Raw genomic sequence first — 16431 nt, forward strand, 5'->3', positions numbered from 1 at the left:
CTGGCAACTCGGTACACCAGACTGACCCGGTTGATGCTATCGCAGGCAAGCCAGCTCCCACATTGAACCGAGTTCGACATACAAAACCGGTCGGCTGTCAGGCCGCCATAGATCAAAAGCTGGCCGATATCCAACTACTATGTGGAGATCTAAATGTGGGAGCGGCAGTGCGACGATTCGACTTGCTCGCGAAAGCGGTGGGCCAGTCAAAAATATAACAACTGACACGTCCTCTTCGCGAGCAAGCCCGCTCCCACAGTTTCGACCGAGTTCGACCAAACAATACGGTCGGCTTTCAGGCCGCCGCGCTTTTGATCCTGATCTGGGGCGAAGCGTTTTTGGTTACTTTTTGCGCTCTTCAAAAAGTGACCCGCTGTAAGAGCGGAACCAATAGTAGCCGTTACCTAAATAACGGATATGCACTCAATAATCCCCTCTAGCATTTGCTGCTGACCCCACACTGCAATTAAGTACTAACTATGGTCTCTCCCACCAACACACACCAAATCTACCGAATATTCCCGCCCCTCTTGCCAGCCCCCAACACAGGTGGGATACAAGCACCCAGCACCCCACCAACAACGCAAAAACGGAGCCTCGCCATGTCCGCCCTGCCACACCCCGCTTATACCTACCGCCCGATGACAGTGGCCGACCTCCCCGCCGCCCACGCCTTGTCAGTGCAACTCAAATGGCCCCACCGCCTGGAAGACTGGGCGATGTTGCAACGGGTCAGCGACGGCTTCGTGGTGATGGACGGCGAACGCCTGATCGGCAGCGCTTTCACCTGCCCCCAAGGCGATTACGCGACTATCGGCCTGGTGATCGTCAGCAATGACTACCAAGGCCAAGGCATCGGCCGTCGCCTGATGGAAAAAGCCCTCGCCGCATGCGATTCACGCACTCCCGTCCTCAACGCCACCCTCGCCGGCGCGCCGTTGTATGCCAGCCAGGGATTTGTCGAATTCGGACGCGTGCAACAGCATCAGGGCCAGGCGCTGGTACCCGCCCTGCCGGACCTGGCCGAAGGCGAAACCTGCCGCGCGCTTAACGCCGATGATCACACCATTCTGCTTGCCCTCGCCAACGCCGCCAGCGGCCTGGACCGCCGCGAAGTGCTGCGCGACCTGCAGGTCGAACACGCCGTGGGCATCGAGCGCGATGGCCAGCTACGCGGTTTCGCCCTGCTACGCCCGTTTGGCCGTGGCCGCTGCATCGGCCCGGTGGTGGCCGAGAACCTTGACCAGGCCAAGCACCTGATCGCGGCATTGCTGGCGCATGTGCCGGACGCCTTTGTGCGCATCGACATTCCCGTGGTCTGCGGCCTCAGCGACTGGCTCGAGAGCGCCGGCCTGAAAAACATCGACACCGTCGCACAGATGGCCCTGGGCACGCCGCCCAAGGCCAGCCAAGGTGTATACCCGTTTGCCCTGATCACCCAGGCGATCGGCTGACTTTCCTCCCGGAGCACTCCACATGTCATCTCCCCAAATCCTGCTGTTGGCTCACGCCGACGGCAGTCGCGTTGCCACGTCCTTCGATCACGCAGCGTTGAGCGCACGTGACCCCTTCGGCGACAGCCGCCAACTCGCCTGGCTGGGCGACGATGGCGTGTCCGCAGGCTTGGTGCAGTTCAGCGGCGAAGCCGTGATCGAAGACTTCCCCCACAGCGAGACGCTGGTGGTGCACGCCGGCCATGTGGTACTCAGCAGCGCAGGACAAACGCTGGAACTGGGTGTCGGCGCCAGCGCCGTGATCGGCCGTGGTACCCACCTCACCGTACAAGCGAGTGCCAACAGTGAATGGGCGTTCTGCGCCCTCGACCTGTCCGACGCACCTGCCTGCCCCGGCCTGACCTTCCTCGACCCGTACACCCTGCTCAACCCCTCGGCCGCCCCGGAGCCTGCGATCCTGATCGGCCCCGCGCCGCAGTGCCGCGCACTCAACCTGTTCGACGACGCGGCCACCGAATTGCGCATCGGTATCTGGGACTCAACGCCTTACGCCCGCCACGGCCGCCCGCACAAGTTGCACGAGTTGATGCACCTGCTCGAAGGCAGTGTCACGCTGCAGGATGACAAAGGTATCGACGTTACCGTCAACACCGGCGACACCGTATTCGTCGCCAAAAACGCACCCTGCGCCTGGACCAGTACGGTTTACGTACGCAAGGTGTATGCGGTGAAATAACCGAGATCAGCGCAAGCTGATCACACCTTCAACGCCTCTTCCAGAAACGCCACCAACGCCTGCACGCGCGGGCTGCGAAGCTTGCGCGACGGCACCAGCAGGTTGACTGGCGCGCTGTCAAAACTCCAATCGGCCAGTACCCGTACCAGGCTGCCGTTGGCGATGGCGTCGCTCACGTCCCACTGCGAACGCAGCACCAACCCCAGCCCTTGCTCGGCCCAGCGCCGGGCGACGCTGCCATCGTTGCTCAACAAGACGGGCTCGATGCGCAGCGTCTTGCGCCCCTGGCCCTTGCGCAGATGCCACAGCGTGACGTCTTCATCATTTTCACGAATGCAAATGCAGCGATGCGCCGTGAGCTCGTCCGGCGTCGACGGCACGCCCTGCGCTTGCAGATAAGCCGGGCTCGCGCATAACCAGCGTTCGTTCGGCGACAGTTGCCGGGCCGTCCACAGGCTGTCATTGAGGTGGCCGATATGAATCACTGCGTCGCTGTCATGCCGGTCAGGCCAGGGCGTCTCACGCAAATCCAAGTGCAGGCAAAGCTGCGGGTGCAAACGTATGAAGCGCGCCAGCAACGGCGCGAGTCGCTGCCGGCCAAAGCCAAACGGAGCCGCCAGCCGCAACGTGCCCACCAGCCTCTCGTCCTTTTGCCTGAACGACTCCGGGAGCGCCTCGAGTTGTTCCAGCAGCAGCGCGCTTTCACGCGAAAACCGCTCGCCATCGGCCGTCAGGCTGAGACGTCGCGCATCGCGATTGGCCAGGGTCAGCCCCAGCAGCGTCTCCAACTTACGCAGGCGCATGGAGAGCGCTGGCGGCGAGACGTTCAGCGCCCTGGCCGCTGCACTCAGCGACTCCGAACGTGCAAGCGTCACGGCGAGACGCAGGTCTTCGATGGAGATCATTCAATTTTACTTAATGATTGATGAGCCTGGATTGAACCACACCTTAAGGATGCCTGAGTAGAGTGTTGCCGTACCCAGCCATCCGAGTCCTCTCATGCCCACGCCGATTGCCTCTCTCGACACGCCAGCAGCGCTCATTGATGTCCCGCGAATGCAGCGCAATATCCAGCGTATTCAGCAACGCATGGACAGCCTAGGCGTTCGCTTGCGCCCCCACATCAAAACCAGCAAGTGCCTGCCCGTGATCGAGGCGCAGCTCGCTGCGGGTGCCAGCGGCGTCACGGTTTCCACCTTGAAAGAAGCGGAGCATTGCTTCACCCAAGGCATCCGCGATGTGTTCTACGCCGTTGCCATTGCACCAGGCAAATTACCCCAGGGGTTGGCACTGCGGCGCAACGGTTGCGACCTGAGCGTGCTCACCGACAGCGTCCAAGGTGCCCAGGCCATCGTCGCGTTCGCCCAGCAACACGATGAACGCTTCGACGTGTGGATTGAAATCGACTGCGACGGCCATCGCTCCGGCCTGGCCGCTGAAGACCCTGCGCTTATCGATGTCGCGTCCATCCTCAGCAGCGGCGGTATGCGCCTGCGCGGTGTGATGACCCACGCCGGTTCCAGTTACGAGCTGGACACCCTTGAAGCCCTGCAAGCGCTGGCCGAACAGGAACGCGACCTCTGCGTGCGCGCCGCCGAGAGCATCCGCGCAGCCGGGTTGGCGTGCCCGGAAGTCAGCATCGGCTCCACGCCCACAGCGCTCTCGGCGCTCAACCTCGACGGCGTCACCGAAGTGCGCGCAGGCGTCTATGTGTTCTTCGACCTGGTCATGCACAACATTGGCGTATGCCGGGCAGACGAGTTGGCGTTGAGCGTGCTGACCACGGTGATCGGCCATCAGCCGGACAAGGGCTGGATCATCACCGACGCCGGCTGGATGGCCATGAGTCGTGACCGCGGCACGCAGCGTCAGCGCCAGGACTTTGGCTATGGGCAAGTGTGTACCGAAGCGGGCGACTGGATCGATGGGGCGCTGGTCACGGGCGCCAACCAGGAACATGGCATCATCACCCTGGGCGCCGCCAACAGCGGCGAGATTGCCGCGCGCTTCCCCATCGGCAGTCGCCTGCGCATCCTGCCCAACCATGCCTGCGCCACCGGCGCGCAGTTCCCGGACTATCACGCCCTCGACGCCGACGGCGCGGTGCACACATGGAGTCGACTGCATGGCTGGTAATCTCAAGGTGATTCATGCGGCAGACGCGGCAGCGCCGGGCGGGCACTATTCGCAGGCGGTGGCCCACGCCGGCGTGGTGTACGTGTCCGGGCAATTGCCGGTACGCGCCAATGGCGAACACAGCGCCGATCAACCGTTTGAGATTCAGGCGTCGATTGCCCTCGACAACCTGATGGCGATCCTCAGGGAAGCCAGACTGAGCCCCCGCGACCTGCTCAAAGTGACGGTGTATGTGGTCGGGATAGAACATTGGCCGGCGTTTGACCGCATTTATGCACACTATTTGGGCGACCACCGGCCAGCCCGCGCCGTGGTACCTGTCCCAGTGCTGCATCATGGTTACCTGATCGAAATCGAAGCCGTGGCCCGAGGCGCACAAGAGGAGCCTTCATGAACGCGCAAAAAAGCGATGTTTTGATCATTGGCGGCGGCATCATGGGCGCCTCATCGGCGTTTTTCCTGAGCCGGCGCGGCCGTGCGGTCACGCTGCTGGAGCGCGACCAGATTGGCCAGTACGCCAGCGGCGTCAACTTCGGCAACGTTCGTCGCCAGGGGCGTTATCTGGGGCAGCTTGAATTGGCCAACCGTTCCTGGGCGCTGTGGAAGCGCCTGCCGGAACTGATCGACGATGACCTCGAATTCATCCCCAGTGGCCACATGCGCGTGTGTTACCGCGAAGACGAAATCGCCGAGTTGGAGGCCTATGCCGCCGCACCGGAAGCCGCGCAACTGGACTTGAAAATCTATCGCGGCGCCGAGCTGCATCAACGCTTCGGCTTCCTTGGCCCGGAGGTCAAGGGCGGCTCCTACGCGCCCCACGACGGTCACGCCAACCCACGCCTGGCCGCCCCGGCGTTTGCCCGTGCGGCGCGTCGCCTCGGGGCGCGAATCGAGGAAAGAACCGAAGTGGCCGATGTGCAGAAGGTCAACGGCCTGTTCCACGTCACCACCACCGATGGGCAGTTGTTCGTCGCAGAGCAATTGCTGATTACCGCCGGCGCCTGGGCGGCCCGGTTGTCCGAGCAATTCGGTGAGCCGGTGCCGCTGGAACCCAACGGCCCGCAGATGTCCGTCACTGAACCGGTGCCCTACGCGTTGCCGACCGTGATTGGCGTGTTCACCAAAATCAAGGAAGAGGTGATCTACTTCCGGCAGATCCCACGCGGCAACATCATCATCGGCGGTGGTAACCGTTGCGCCCCGGATATGGTCAACCGACGGGCGTTTTTCAAGCCGGAAAGCTTGCTTAACCAGATGCGGCAGATGCGCCGACTTTTACCGGGCGCCGAGAAGCTCAACATCATCCGCGTGTGGAGCGGCATCGAGAGCTACACACCGGACTCGCTGCCGGTGATGGGCCCGAGCGGCATGGTGGACGGGCTGTTTTATGCGTTTGGTTTCTGCGGCCATGGCTTCCAGCTCGGCCCTGGCGTCGGCGATGTCATGGCCGAATTGATCAGCACCGGCAGTACCAGCACCTCGATCAGTCCCTTCGATATCCGCCGGTTCACACAGCCATCAATGACAGCGCAGCTGTCCACAAGCCTTCTCAGTACAGGAAAACTCATATGACCCACGCCTACACGTATCGCAAGGCTACCGCGGCAGACATGCCCGCCGCCCACGCGCTCTCCGTGCACCTCAAATGGCCGCACCGCGAGGAAGACTGGGCCATGGTGCAGCGCACGTCGGAAGGCTTTGTCGCTGAGCATGAGGGTCAATTGGTGGGCGTGGCGTTCGCGTGCCACCAGGGTGCCTATTCCTCCATCGGCCTGGTGATTGTGAGCGATCAACATCAAGGCAAAGGCATCGGCCGCCAGTTGATGCAGCGGTGCCTGGACGCGGCAGCCCCGCGCACGCCGATCCTCAATGCCACCGAGTCAGGCGCGCCGTTGTATGCAAGCATGGGGTTCGTTGATTTCGCGCGCATTCAGCAACACCAAGGGGTGCCGCAGACGCCGGCGCCCTTTGCACAATGTCGTGCGTTAAACCTGGCCGATTACCCTCAGGTGATTGAATTGGCCAATGCCGGCAGTGGACTGGACCGTACTGCAGTCCTCAACGACCTACTGCCAACGGCCGAGCACGTCGTCGGCATCGATGTAGACGGGCACCTGAAAGGTTGCGCCCTGCTCCGTCGCTTTGGTCGCGGCCATATCATTGGCCCAGTGGTCGCACAGGATCTGGACCAGGCCCGACAGTTGATCAGCCACCTGCTGCAGTTGATTCCAGGCGCTTTTGTGCGCTTCGACATTCTCAGCGAGTGTGGGTTGGCTGACTGGCTGGAAAACCTGGGACTGCCCTGCGTTGATCGGGCGCCGAGGATGGTACTGGGCGTGCCGCCGCAATCGCGCGACGGGATCAAGCAGTTTGCGCTGGTGACTCAAGCAATCGGCTAGGGCTCAGCATGATGCAAGGCCAGCCCGCCGGATACAGCAGATTATTCCTTGCTGGCTTGAACAACGGCATCTTTTGCCTGGGCCGTTTTGTTAGCGTATCCAGACGCCAGGCCCCCGCTGTTCGCAGCGCTTATCACCGCTCCAAGGAGCTCGTTGGATGACCACACTCTCTTCGAATAACGACAGCGTTGATCTGCCAACGTCTCAGCAGTTTTACATCAACGGCTGTTGGACGCCCCCTGCCGTCCCGGCCAGTTTGCCGGTGGTCAACCCGGCCACTGAAGAGGTGGTGGCCGAGGTGGCGCGCGGCTCGGCCGAAGATGTCGATCGCGCAGTCGCGGCGGCGCGTGCAGCGTTCCCCGCGTGGTCGGCGCGCTCCGTCGAGTCACGCGCGCAAATCCTCGGAAAAATCCATGCGTTGATCCTTGAGCGCAAGGAAGCGCTGGCGCAGGCGCTTTCTCTGGAGATGGGCGCTGCCATCAGTTTTGCGCGAGCCATGCAGGTGCCGCTGGCGGCCGAACACGTTCGTGTTGCACGTGACCTGCTGTCCAGCTACCGCTTTCGGACGGTGGAAGGCGGCACTGCGATTGAACGCGAACCCATCGGGGTGTGCGGTCTCATCACGCCGTGGAATTGGCCGCTGTATCAAGTCACCGCAAAAGTTGCCCCGGCCATCGCCGCCGGGTGCACCGTGGTCTTGAAACCCAGCGAACTGTCCCCCCTGAGCGCCCTGCTTTTTGCACAACTGCTGCACGACGCAGGCTTACCACCCGGCGTGTTCAACCTGGTCAACGGCAGCGGTCCGGAGGTGGGTGCAGCCATCGCGGCGCACCCCGACATCGACATGATCTCAATCACCGGTTCAAACCGCGCCGGCGCACTGGTTGCACAGGCTGCCGCGCCTACGGTGAAACGTGTCACACAGGAATTGGGCGGCAAGTCGCCGAATCTGCTGTTGCCTGACACAGACTTCGCCAAGGCTGTGCCGCTCGGCGTGCTGTCGGCGTTTCGCAACGTCGGGCAATCGTGCAGCGCGCCGACCCGGATGATTGTGCCCAGAAACCGCCTGGTAGAGGTCGAAGCACTGGCCGCGCAGACTGCCAATGCACTCATCGTGGGTGACCCACAATTAGAAGACACGCAACTGGGCCCCATTGCCAACCGTGCACAATTCGATCGCGTGCAAGCGATGATCGAGGCTGGCCTCGACGAGGGTGCAAAATTGCTGTGCGGTGGGCCGGGTCGTGTGCCGGGTTTTGCAAAGGGCTTCTATACCCGACCGACCGTGTTCTCTGAGGTGGCCACTGCCATGCGCATCGCTCAAGAGGAAATATTCGGCCCGGTGCTCTGCATCATTGCGTATGACACAGTCGATGAAGCCGTGGCTATCGCCAACGACACGGTTTACGGGCTGGGCGCCCACGTTCAGGGGCAAGACCTTGAGCTTGCGCGGGCGGTCGCCTCGCGCATTCGCGCCGGGCAAGTGCACCTGAACTACCCGGCCTGGAACCCCATGGCGCCCTTCGGCGGTTATAAGCGCTCGGGGAATGGGCGCGAGTACGGTATCTATGGTTTTGAGGAATACCTGGAAACCAAAGCCATCGTTGGCTTCGGCTGATACACGTTACCGACTGGCGAGCGTCAAGTCCGGGAGTGGCAGTGCTGCTCCCGGCTCAATGGCATGCCGCGCCGGGGCGCGACAACAGCCACATCGAACAACCCGCCTGCCTAGCGACGTGCGCTAACCGCCGACGCATCGTTAGACACGATCACTTCCACACGGCGATTCAACTGGCGTGACGGCGCGCTGAGGTTATCGGCGACCGGGTACTGCTTGCCATAGCCCATCACTGCAATACGTTCAGCCCCGACGCCGAGGCGTTGCAGGCCACGGGCAACCGCTTGGGCACGGCGCTCGGACAAGCTCTGGTTGTAAGCATCGCCACCGGTGCTGTCGGTGAAACCTTCAACGCGTACCTGGCGCTCCGGGTTCTGCAACAGGAAGTTCGCCAGCGCCTGGAAGTCCCGTTGGCTGCCGGGTTTCAATTCAGCCTTGCCGGTATCGAACAGCACATCGCCAAAGGTGACGACCTGGCCACGTTCGGTAGGCTGCGCTTTCATCGCCTGCAAGGCCTTGAGCTGCGCAGTGCGAACGTCGAGCTGCACCTGGGTACGGTCGACCGCGATGTTGTCGAGTTGAGCATCGGTTTTGCGACCGACGATGGTCTGCTCGGCGAGGGCGATTTTCTGCGTCGCGAGGTACGCGAGCTGATCGATCTGCGGGTCAGTACGGCTGTGCAGGGACAGTTGGTTGGCGCGGTCCAGTGCGTTGGAGGCGATGCGCGTTTCAACCGCCGCCAGGGTGCTGGACTCAGGCTTTTGCTGCAGGCTGGAGAACTGGCTGCGTGCTTGCAGCAGTTGCGGGTTTTCCGGTGGGGTAGCGCAGCCGGCCAAGGCCAGGCCCAGGGTCGAAAGAACAGGAATGACGAGAGTGGCACGCATGGCAAGATCCTCAGTGGGTAGTCGCGGGGGCGTTGAGCATTTCCTGTTTGAGCACCTGGATGCCCTCCCGCGCCTGCTTCAAGACTTGTTGTTTACGCACCGCAGTGGCCTTGGCTTCGGCCAGGCCGGCATCGGCTTCGATCTGATCGGCCAAGGCGTCGACCTGGATGTAATTTTTTTCGCCGATGGCTTGCTCCATGCGTGCCAGTTTGTCCTGGGCAGTTTTCATCTCCAGCGGGGCGAACTGGGTCGCTTGCGCTGCCAGGGCGCGCCCAACCGAATCACGCGCCAGGGAGATTTTTGCCGCAGGCGGCTGCGGCGTAGCACAGCCTGCCAATGCACCGGCGACGATCACGGCCCAGGCCGAGCGGCGCAGGCGTTTGCTCACACTGGTCATCTTCATGTGTTGACTCCTAAGCATGTTCTTATGGCTGCAGGACCGATGGAGCGGCCCTTGCCGTCTCGCTTGCGATCAAACGAGCGCGCCATCCTAGGAGGAAAAGTACGGACTGGAAGAATGAAAAATCCCACCTATCTGTAGGATTTTTCTCAGAAAAATAACGGGAGCCAAGTGCATATTTTGCCCCGTCGATCAATCCGTTGTTCTGTGATTGAAACAATAAGGCCATACGCAAATGAAAATTCGGCGCGCGGGCAATCCCGCGCCCGTATTTTTAGCGTGTTAGGCGTGACTTATTGAGCTGGCCGAAGCAACTGCATCTGCTGCCGATAATCATCCGTGACCTGCCGCGCCTGGCTGCTGCTGGTGATCACCCTCGGCGTGATCAACACGATCAGCTCGGTACGGTCCTTGGACTTGCTGGTATTCCCAAACAACCAGCGCAACCCCGGAATCTTTCCAAGATAAGGCACCGCACTGACACTCTGCGCGTTGTCCTGTTTGATCAGCCCGCCCAGCAACACCGTCTGCCCACTCTGCACCGCGACTTGGGTCGACACCGAGCGCGTTGAAATACGCGGGTTGGTTTGTGTGTCATTACTGGTCGACGGGTCCTGGGCATCACTGACCTGCTGCTGGATATCCATGTACACCAGACCACCCGGATTGATCCGCGGCACGACGTCGAGGATCACCCCGGTCTGCACATATTCAACGCTGCTCAAGGTGGTGTCGGAGGTGCCGGTGTTGACCGTGGTCTGGCTGATGGGAATGTTGTCGCCCACCTGAATCTGCGCCGGCTGGTTGTTCATCACCACCAGCGACGGCGCCGACAGCACTTGGGTGCGGCCGTTGGTTTCGAGGGCGTGCAAGGCGACTTGCAGGTTGGAGCTGACGAAGGAGTAGAACAACGAGTCCGCTGCCCCCAGGCCCGCGCCGCCACCGCCAAGGGCGCCCTGGCTGCCGGCAGTGTTGCCCACGGTGGTGCTGGTGGAATTGCCGGCCAGGCGGCCCAGGTACCACTGCACGCCAAGGTCCAGTTCGCCGGTGAGTTTGACTTCGAGGATGCGCGTCTCGATCTGTACTTGCAGCGGCGGGTTGTCGAGGCGTTTGATCGCCGATTCGATCTCTTTCCACTGCACCGGGCGCGTGCGCACCAGCAGTTGGTTACTGCTTTTCTGCGCGGTGATGCGGGTGCCGGCGTCGAGGCTTTTGGCCGGAGCGTCTTCGCTCATGCCCTGCTCGGCGCTGTCCTGCTCGGCTTGCGGTTCCTGATCCTCGTCATCCGCGGCGGGCTGGCTGTTATTCAGGGTGTTACTCAGGCCGCCAGGCGTGCTGCCGGACGTGCTGTTAGTGCCCGGCGAAGACAGGGTCGCCGTGCGTAAACCGGGGGCAACTTTGGCCGGGGTGTCATCCTTGATCGCGCCCGTGCCGTAGATCTGTCGCAGGTACTTGGCGAGGTCGGTGGCCTTCATATTGCGCACATCGTAGACGTACATCTGCGGCTCGTTGCCGCCGCCTTCATCGATGGTGTGAATCCAGTCGCCCACTTCACTGAGGTACTGCGGCTGTGAAGAGATCGCGACCACCGAGTTGGTGCGCTCTATCGGCAGGAACCGCACCATGCCCGCCAGAGGCATGCCGCTGTCGGGGCCGAACATCTTTTGCAACTCGGGCATCAACTCGGCCACCGAAGCACGCTGCAGGCCGAACACGCCCACCGACATGCCCTTGAGCCAGTCCACATCAAAGGTGTCGATGGTGTCCTGGTAATTGGCCAATTCCTCTGGAGTACCGGCCAGGCTCAGCACATTGCGCGCCGGGTCGACCAGCAAGAATGCATTCTCGCGGGCGAACGGCTTGAGCAGTTTCTGCATCTCGGTGGCCGAGATGTAACGAAGCGGAAACAGCCGCGCCGACAGGCCGCTGGAGGGTTGAGACACGCGCATCTCTGGCACCAGCTTGCCCGCCACCGCCTGGTTGGCGGGCAGGATCACATAGCGGTTGCCTTGCTTGATCATCGCGTTGTCGGTCCACGACAACAGGGTTTCCAGAATCGACAAGGCCTGCTGCTTGTTCACCGGTTTGGAGGTGGAAAAGCTGACGTTGCCTTTCACACCCTGGGCGATGCTGTAGTTTTCGTGCAGCAGGTCGCCCATCACGCTGTTGATCACCGCCTCGATCGGCTGGTCGGCGAAGTTGAACACGATGTCACCGCTGCCTTGCTCCTTGATTGCCGGCGCTGCTGCCGGCGCGCGCACGAACTGCTGATTGCCGCGAATCAACTGGCGTTGAGGGGGTGTCTTCGCCTGGGGTTGGCCGCTGTCGACCGGGGGCTGTTCGCTGGCCGGGTCCACTGGCGGGCGTTGCGAACCGGTGCCTTGCATCGCCTCATGCAACAGGGCTTCGTCCGGGTCGAGATGCTCAGGAAATGTCCCGCAGCCACCTATGGAAACGGCGGTAGCCAGGCAAAACACGGTGGTGCGCAAAGCGCCGGGGAAGGAATCGATCAAGGGGCGGACTCGTGAGGAAGGGTAATCGGGGGTGTCGTGGACGGCGCGGGCAAACGCGGCGCGCGCAGGCTCAGGGTCTGCGTGCGGCCGTCAAGCACAAAGCGCGCTTCGCGGGGTGTCAGTTGTTCCAGGCGCCAGCCGTTGGGCAGGGTCTGGTCCTGGTGGACTTTCAGCGGCGGGCCGTCGCTGCGTTTGAGCAGTGCAACGCGCAGGTTGCCCTTCAGGACGATGCCGGTCAGCGTCAGGCTCGCCAAGCTGGAGACGGCGGCCTGGCCGACCGCACGATCAGGGCTGCGGTCGGGGCTGAACAAAGGGGCTTGCCAGGTGCCGGCGAGGCTTTCCAGGGTCGCACTCGGGGCCACCAGCGCGTTGGCCGAGGTGTTGGCGCGCGCATCGGGATCAGGCGTCGGCAACCACTGCGGCGCATCGCCAATGCTGCTGAGGATGCCAACCATCAACAGGCCCAGCAGCGCGGCCACGCAGAGCAATAGCCATTCCAGAGGACGCAATGCAGGGATCATCGGCGCACCTGCTGTGCGGCGGGCGGCTGCAGGTAGCCGCGAACCAGCAAATGTACAATCAGCTGGCCGGCACCGCCACTGGCGGGTGCGTTGGGCGGGCGGCGGATACTCATCTCATCGACAAACAGGAACGGCCGCTGGTACTCCAGTTCATGCAGGATCGCGGTCAAGGGTTCGATGGCGCAGTTGAGGGTCAGGCTGACTTTGACCTGGCGATACGGCTCGGCGTCATCCTGCTCCGGGGTGATGGGCATGCGCTGGGTCAGGCTGCAGCCGCCACCGAGGCCGGCGCGGCTGTTGATCAGGTCGGCGATGCGTTGCATCAGGTCGGCCGCGACTGCGCTGGGGTCATCGCCGGGCAACAGGCTGGTGCTGCTGGCCGGGTCCTGCCGTGCGAGCTCAAGCTGTTGGCGCAGGCCATCGCCCTGGCGCAACACACCGGCGTAGCGTTGTTGTTGCTCACGTAGCTGCTCGGCCTCCTCGCCCATGTCGCGCAAGGGGCCGGCGAACCAGCTGTCGATCAACAGCCAATAACCCACGCCAAGCACCAGGGCCAGGCCGATCAGGGCGGCGCCACGGCGTTCACGGGGTGTCAGTGGTCGGCGCATCGGCGGCCTCCTGGTGCAGGTGGGCGCGCAAGGAAAACTGATCCTTGCCGGTTTGCGCATCGGGTTGAATCACCCCTTCGAACTGGGCGTTTTCCAGGCTGTGGCAGCCCTTGATCCGCGTGATCAAGGCACTGGCCTTGGCGCTTTGCCCGGAGAAGGACACGTCGGCGCCATCATTGACCTCCAACTGGTCGATCCAGGTGTCGGATGGCAGGCAAGCGGTCAGCTCGTTGAGCAGCGCCGACAACGGCGGTTGGGCTGCCTTGCGGCGGATCAGGTACTGCGCCGCACCACGAGTAGTGAGCAGTTGCTGGCGCAGGGCGTGGACCTCGGCAACCTGGGCTTTCTGCTCGCGCACGCTGTGCTGCATGGCATCGAGCACGCGCTGGCGATCGTTGAGCCACAGCAGCATCGCGGCAATCAGTAAGGCTCCGCACAGCCACGGCAGGCTGCGCTGCAAGCCTTTGCCTTGTGGGCGCTGGCGCGGTCGCAAGGGTGCCGGCAGCAAGTCGATGCCCATGGGTGTGCCTGCGCCAGTGTCCACATCCACCGCATGGGGGTGCAATCCGAGGGCCGCACACTCGTTGAGAATCGGGTCCAGGCGCTCGCGCAGGATCGCCACCAGCGTGACGTGCACGTGCGTGGGTGTGCGGCGTTCCTGGCGCACGACAAAGTACAGTTGGGCGGCGTCAAACGGAGTAAAGCGGTCTAGCTCATAGCCGACCACCGTGGCCAGGTTGCGCGCCGCCGCCGGGGGCAATTGCAGGGTTTGCACCAGCACCGCATCGGGTGCCAGCAGCAACACCTGGCGCGCTTCGCCAGCGGGTTTTGCCACGGGTGCGGTCAACGGCCAGCGATAGCGGTGCTCGGGAATGTCTTGCAGCGACAGCCACGCCGGCAGGCAGCCACGCAGTTCCTTGAGCCACAGGCGCCAGCCCAGTTGCATCAGGCTGCCGCGCCAGCGTTGGGTGATGGGCTCCGTCAGCCATTGAAGCCGTGCGGTTAAGGGTTCGTTCATTCTTGCCAACGTAGGACTCGATAAGGTTGTGCGCTGCCTTGCGCGGGGCTCAATAACACCGTGGCTTGCAACCGGGCGTGGTAGCCGCCGGGCCGTTGCGCACGGCTGCTGACCACCAGCACTTCGCCGGGGTCGGCCCCTATCGCGCTCTGGCGCGGCAGGTTCAGCGCGCGGCGCATCAAGGCACTGGCGAACGCCGGATCGGGCCGATCCAGGCCGCTCCACAGGCTGATCTCGGGCACCAGTGCGCTGTACAGGGCCTGGGTCATGCCCGGCAGTTGCCGCAGTTCTTCGACTACCCGAAACGGCGCCAGGCCCTGGTTGCGCCGCACTTCCAAGTCCCTGGCGAGCTGGCTGGCCTGGGCTTGGGTGGCGCCGCAGGCCAGGGCCAGACGGGCGAAGTCGGCGACCTCGGCGCTGTTCAAGTACAACTTTCCGCGCTCGCTGTGCAGGCTCACGTGCAGCTGTGCATCGTCAAACGCCAGCGGGATTTCTCGCCCGTCGGCCACCCACTGCTTACGTTGCATCGGGTCGGCCAGCCCTTGCATCGCAAGCGCCACGCCTGCCTCGGCGGCCAACACGGCCTGCGTGTGCTGGCGATGCCAGGCGGCCTGGCGCGTTTCCAGTTGCACCCAGCCGGCCAGGCCGCCCAGCAACAGGCTGAGCAACGCCAGCACCCACAGCACCAGCAACAGGGCCACGCCACGCTGATGCCTGATCATTCCGGTGCCCCGCCCGACAGGTTCAAACGCAACGCAACCACCTGGGTCACCCAGGGCACCGGTCCATTCACACGGGCCTCGATGCGCACCGCATAAGGCAAGCGCTTGGTCCACGGCCACTCGCTGATCCAGCCGGTGGCCTGGCCCTTGGGCGACAGGCCGCGGTAGCTGAATTGCAGGTTCTCGACCCCCTTCAATAACACCTGCGGCTCACTGCGTGAGGCCGGCACGCTGACGTGCGCCGCAGACTCAAACTGCGCGAACGCCACCTGTAAATCGCGCTGCGCCTCGGCGCCGGCCAACTGCAAGGTGAAGCGCTGGATCCCGCCACCAAGCACGCCGGGCAAGGTGGCGACAAACTGCATGCGCTGCGGGCCACCGGCGAAAAACCCATCGGTCTGGCTGTCGTCCTCGGTCACGTCCAAGGGCAACGCCTCGCTAATGGAGGTACGCAAAAACTGCTGCGCGGCGCGCATTTCATCCAGGCTGACCGTGTAGCGCTGCGCCTTGAGCACCGCACGATTGGCCCCCAGCAACGCGCCGCCGACGAGCACCAGCAAGACGCCCAGCAAGCTCAGCACGATCATGATCTCGAGCAAGGTGAAGCCCTGCTGACGCGGCGTCACAGGCCGGCCTTGTCGCGGGCTGCGCGCAGTTTCAAGGTACTGAAACTGGCGTGGCGCGGGCCTTCACGGACGCTGAGGTCGAGCCGAAACAGCTGTGGCTGGCCGATACGGGTGGGCTGCTGGGCAATACGCAATTGCCAGGCGACGCCGTCCAGATCGCCGTAGCGCACACCGCTGGCCAACGGCCCAGCGGCTTCCTGGTCCAGCACGCTGACGGCGGCGTGGGTGAGTCGGTCGCTGTGCGCAACCTGCAACAGCGACCGCGCGCTCTGGCCGAACGCAACCAGCAGCACGCTGCTGCAGATCGCCATGAGCGTCAGCGCGGCGAGCATCTCCAGCAACGTGAAACCGCCCTGGTGCTTCATGGCAGCGCCTTGGACTGCACGCTGCCGGTCAGCCAGCCGATATCGATGCGCCAACGCCGGCTGCCATTGGCCAGCAGCAGGTTTCCGCCGGTGGAGCTGCCATCGGGGTAGAACTCCACAGCAGAGCCTGCGTGCTCGGCGGTGTGCAGGGTCACTTGCAGGTCGGCCGGCCAGTGTTTCAACGGTCGACCCGGCGCCTGGAAGCTCAACGCGGGCAGGTCGAACAGCGTTTTTTCGGTACTGCCGCTGACAATCGCCCGCGCCCGCGTGGCGCGCAGCGCCTCGACCATCTGCCCCACGGCCTGACGCTCTTTCGCCGCACGCAGGCCTTGTTGCAGGCCAACCCCCACCAACCCGGCCGCGATGCTGATCAAAACGATCACCACCAGCATTTCCAGCAGAGTAAAGCCGCGTTGGGGGCTGATCATGGT

The 16431-nt window shown here is 63.2% G+C and carries 18 protein-coding genes; 7 read left to right on the top strand and 11 right to left on the bottom strand.

From position 1 onward, the window contains the following. Window positions 1-602 precede the first annotated feature (602 nt). Both AACY30_RS01965 and AACY30_RS01970 read left to right on the top strand, forming a co-directional pair. Window positions 603-1454, top strand: a complete 852-nt coding sequence (locus tag AACY30_RS01965) for a GNAT family N-acetyltransferase (protein WP_339467649.1) — start codon at window positions 603-605, stop codon at window positions 1452-1454. 22 nt (window positions 1455-1476) lie between these two features. After that, window positions 1477-2190 (top strand): cupin domain-containing protein, encoded by a 714-nt coding sequence (locus AACY30_RS01970; protein WP_339467651.1) that lies wholly within the window; start codon window positions 1477-1479, stop codon window positions 2188-2190. Between the two features lie 20 nt (window positions 2191-2210). Here the strand turns inward: AACY30_RS01970 and AACY30_RS01975 are convergent, their stop codons facing one another. Further along, a complete protein-coding gene (locus tag AACY30_RS01975) occupies window positions 2211-3095 on the bottom strand; it encodes a LysR family transcriptional regulator (RefSeq protein ID WP_339467654.1) in 885 nt (294 codons plus the stop codon). A gap of 94 nt (window positions 3096-3189) precedes the next feature. Here AACY30_RS01975 and AACY30_RS01980 point away from each other — a divergent pair, with 94 nt between their 5' ends. The 5 genes from AACY30_RS01980 to AACY30_RS02000 all read left to right on the top strand — a co-directional run bounded on the left by AACY30_RS01980 (window position 3190) and on the right by AACY30_RS02000 (window position 8343). Continuing rightward, window positions 3190-4326 (top strand): DSD1 family PLP-dependent enzyme, encoded by a 1137-nt coding sequence (locus AACY30_RS01980; protein ID WP_339539554.1) that lies wholly within the window; start codon window positions 3190-3192, stop codon window positions 4324-4326. Continuing rightward, entirely contained in the window at window positions 4316-4720 is a 405-nt protein-coding gene (locus tag AACY30_RS01985; RefSeq protein ID WP_339467659.1) for a RidA family protein, read from the top strand. The genes AACY30_RS01980 and AACY30_RS01985 overlap by 11 nt, the downstream gene beginning before the upstream one ends. Further along, window positions 4717-5898 (top strand): NAD(P)/FAD-dependent oxidoreductase, encoded by a 1182-nt coding sequence (locus tag AACY30_RS01990; RefSeq protein ID WP_339467661.1) that lies wholly within the window; start codon window positions 4717-4719, stop codon window positions 5896-5898. The genes AACY30_RS01985 and AACY30_RS01990 overlap by 4 nt, the downstream gene beginning before the upstream one ends. Beyond that, a complete protein-coding gene (locus AACY30_RS01995) occupies window positions 5895-6725 on the top strand; it encodes a GNAT family N-acetyltransferase (protein WP_339539556.1) in 831 nt (276 codons plus the stop codon). The genes AACY30_RS01990 and AACY30_RS01995 overlap by 4 nt, the downstream gene beginning before the upstream one ends. Window positions 6726-6882: 157 nt before the next feature. Then, window positions 6883-8343, top strand: coding sequence for an aldehyde dehydrogenase family protein (locus tag AACY30_RS02000; RefSeq protein ID WP_339539558.1), 1461 nt, complete (start codon window positions 6883-6885; stop codon window positions 8341-8343). Between the two features lie 110 nt (window positions 8344-8453). Here AACY30_RS02000 and AACY30_RS02005 read toward each other — a convergent pair whose 3' ends face one another. The 10 genes from AACY30_RS02005 to AACY30_RS02050 all read right to left on the bottom strand — a co-directional run bounded on the left by AACY30_RS02005 (window position 8454) and on the right by AACY30_RS02050 (window position 16428). After that, window positions 8454-9227 (bottom strand): OmpA family protein, encoded by a 774-nt coding sequence (locus tag AACY30_RS02005; protein ID WP_339539559.1) that lies wholly within the window; start codon window positions 9225-9227, stop codon window positions 8454-8456. Window positions 9228-9237: 10 nt separating this feature from the next. After that, entirely contained in the window at window positions 9238-9630 is a 393-nt protein-coding gene (locus AACY30_RS02010; protein ID WP_339420951.1) for a DUF4398 domain-containing protein, read from the bottom strand. Window positions 9631-9920: 290 nt separating this feature from the next. Then, window positions 9921-12140 (bottom strand): type II secretion system secretin GspD, encoded by a 2220-nt coding sequence (gene gspD, locus AACY30_RS02015; protein ID WP_339539561.1) that lies wholly within the window; start codon window positions 12138-12140, stop codon window positions 9921-9923. Next, entirely contained in the window at window positions 12137-12661 is a 525-nt protein-coding gene (locus AACY30_RS02020; protein ID WP_339539563.1) for a hypothetical protein, read from the bottom strand. Before AACY30_RS02020 ends, gspD begins: the two co-directional genes overlap by 4 nt. Continuing rightward, a complete protein-coding gene (gene gspM / locus AACY30_RS02025; protein ID WP_339420954.1) occupies window positions 12658-13269 on the bottom strand; it encodes a type II secretion system protein GspM in 612 nt (203 codons plus the stop codon). Before gspM ends, AACY30_RS02020 begins: the two co-directional genes overlap by 4 nt. Further along, entirely contained in the window at window positions 13244-14287 is a 1044-nt protein-coding gene (locus AACY30_RS02030) for a type II secretion system protein GspL (RefSeq protein ID WP_339467672.1), read from the bottom strand. The genes gspM and AACY30_RS02030 overlap by 26 nt, the downstream gene beginning before the upstream one ends. Continuing rightward, window positions 14284-15009 carry a type II secretion system minor pseudopilin GspK gene (locus AACY30_RS02035; protein ID WP_339420956.1) on the bottom strand — a complete coding sequence of 242 codons (726 nt, stop codon included), beginning with the start codon at window positions 15007-15009 and terminating at the stop codon, window positions 14284-14286. Before AACY30_RS02035 ends, AACY30_RS02030 begins: the two co-directional genes overlap by 4 nt. Beyond that, window positions 15006-15635: a prepilin-type N-terminal cleavage/methylation domain-containing protein gene (locus AACY30_RS02040; protein ID WP_339539564.1), complete on the bottom strand. Its 630-nt coding sequence runs from the start codon at window positions 15633-15635 to the stop codon at window positions 15006-15008. Before AACY30_RS02040 ends, AACY30_RS02035 begins: the two co-directional genes overlap by 4 nt. Further along, entirely contained in the window at window positions 15632-16000 is a 369-nt protein-coding gene (locus tag AACY30_RS02045) for a type II secretion system protein (RefSeq protein WP_339467678.1), read from the bottom strand. The genes AACY30_RS02040 and AACY30_RS02045 overlap by 4 nt, the downstream gene beginning before the upstream one ends. Next, window positions 15997-16428, bottom strand: coding sequence for a type II secretion system protein (locus AACY30_RS02050; RefSeq protein ID WP_339467680.1), 432 nt, complete (start codon window positions 16426-16428; stop codon window positions 15997-15999). Before AACY30_RS02050 ends, AACY30_RS02045 begins: the two co-directional genes overlap by 4 nt. Window positions 16429-16431: the final 3 nt, after the last annotated feature.

The organism is Pseudomonas sp. RA_5y_Pfl1_P24 (assembly GCF_963970945.1).
GTDB lineage: Bacteria > Pseudomonadota > Gammaproteobacteria > Pseudomonadales > Pseudomonadaceae > Aquipseudomonas > Aquipseudomonas tritici.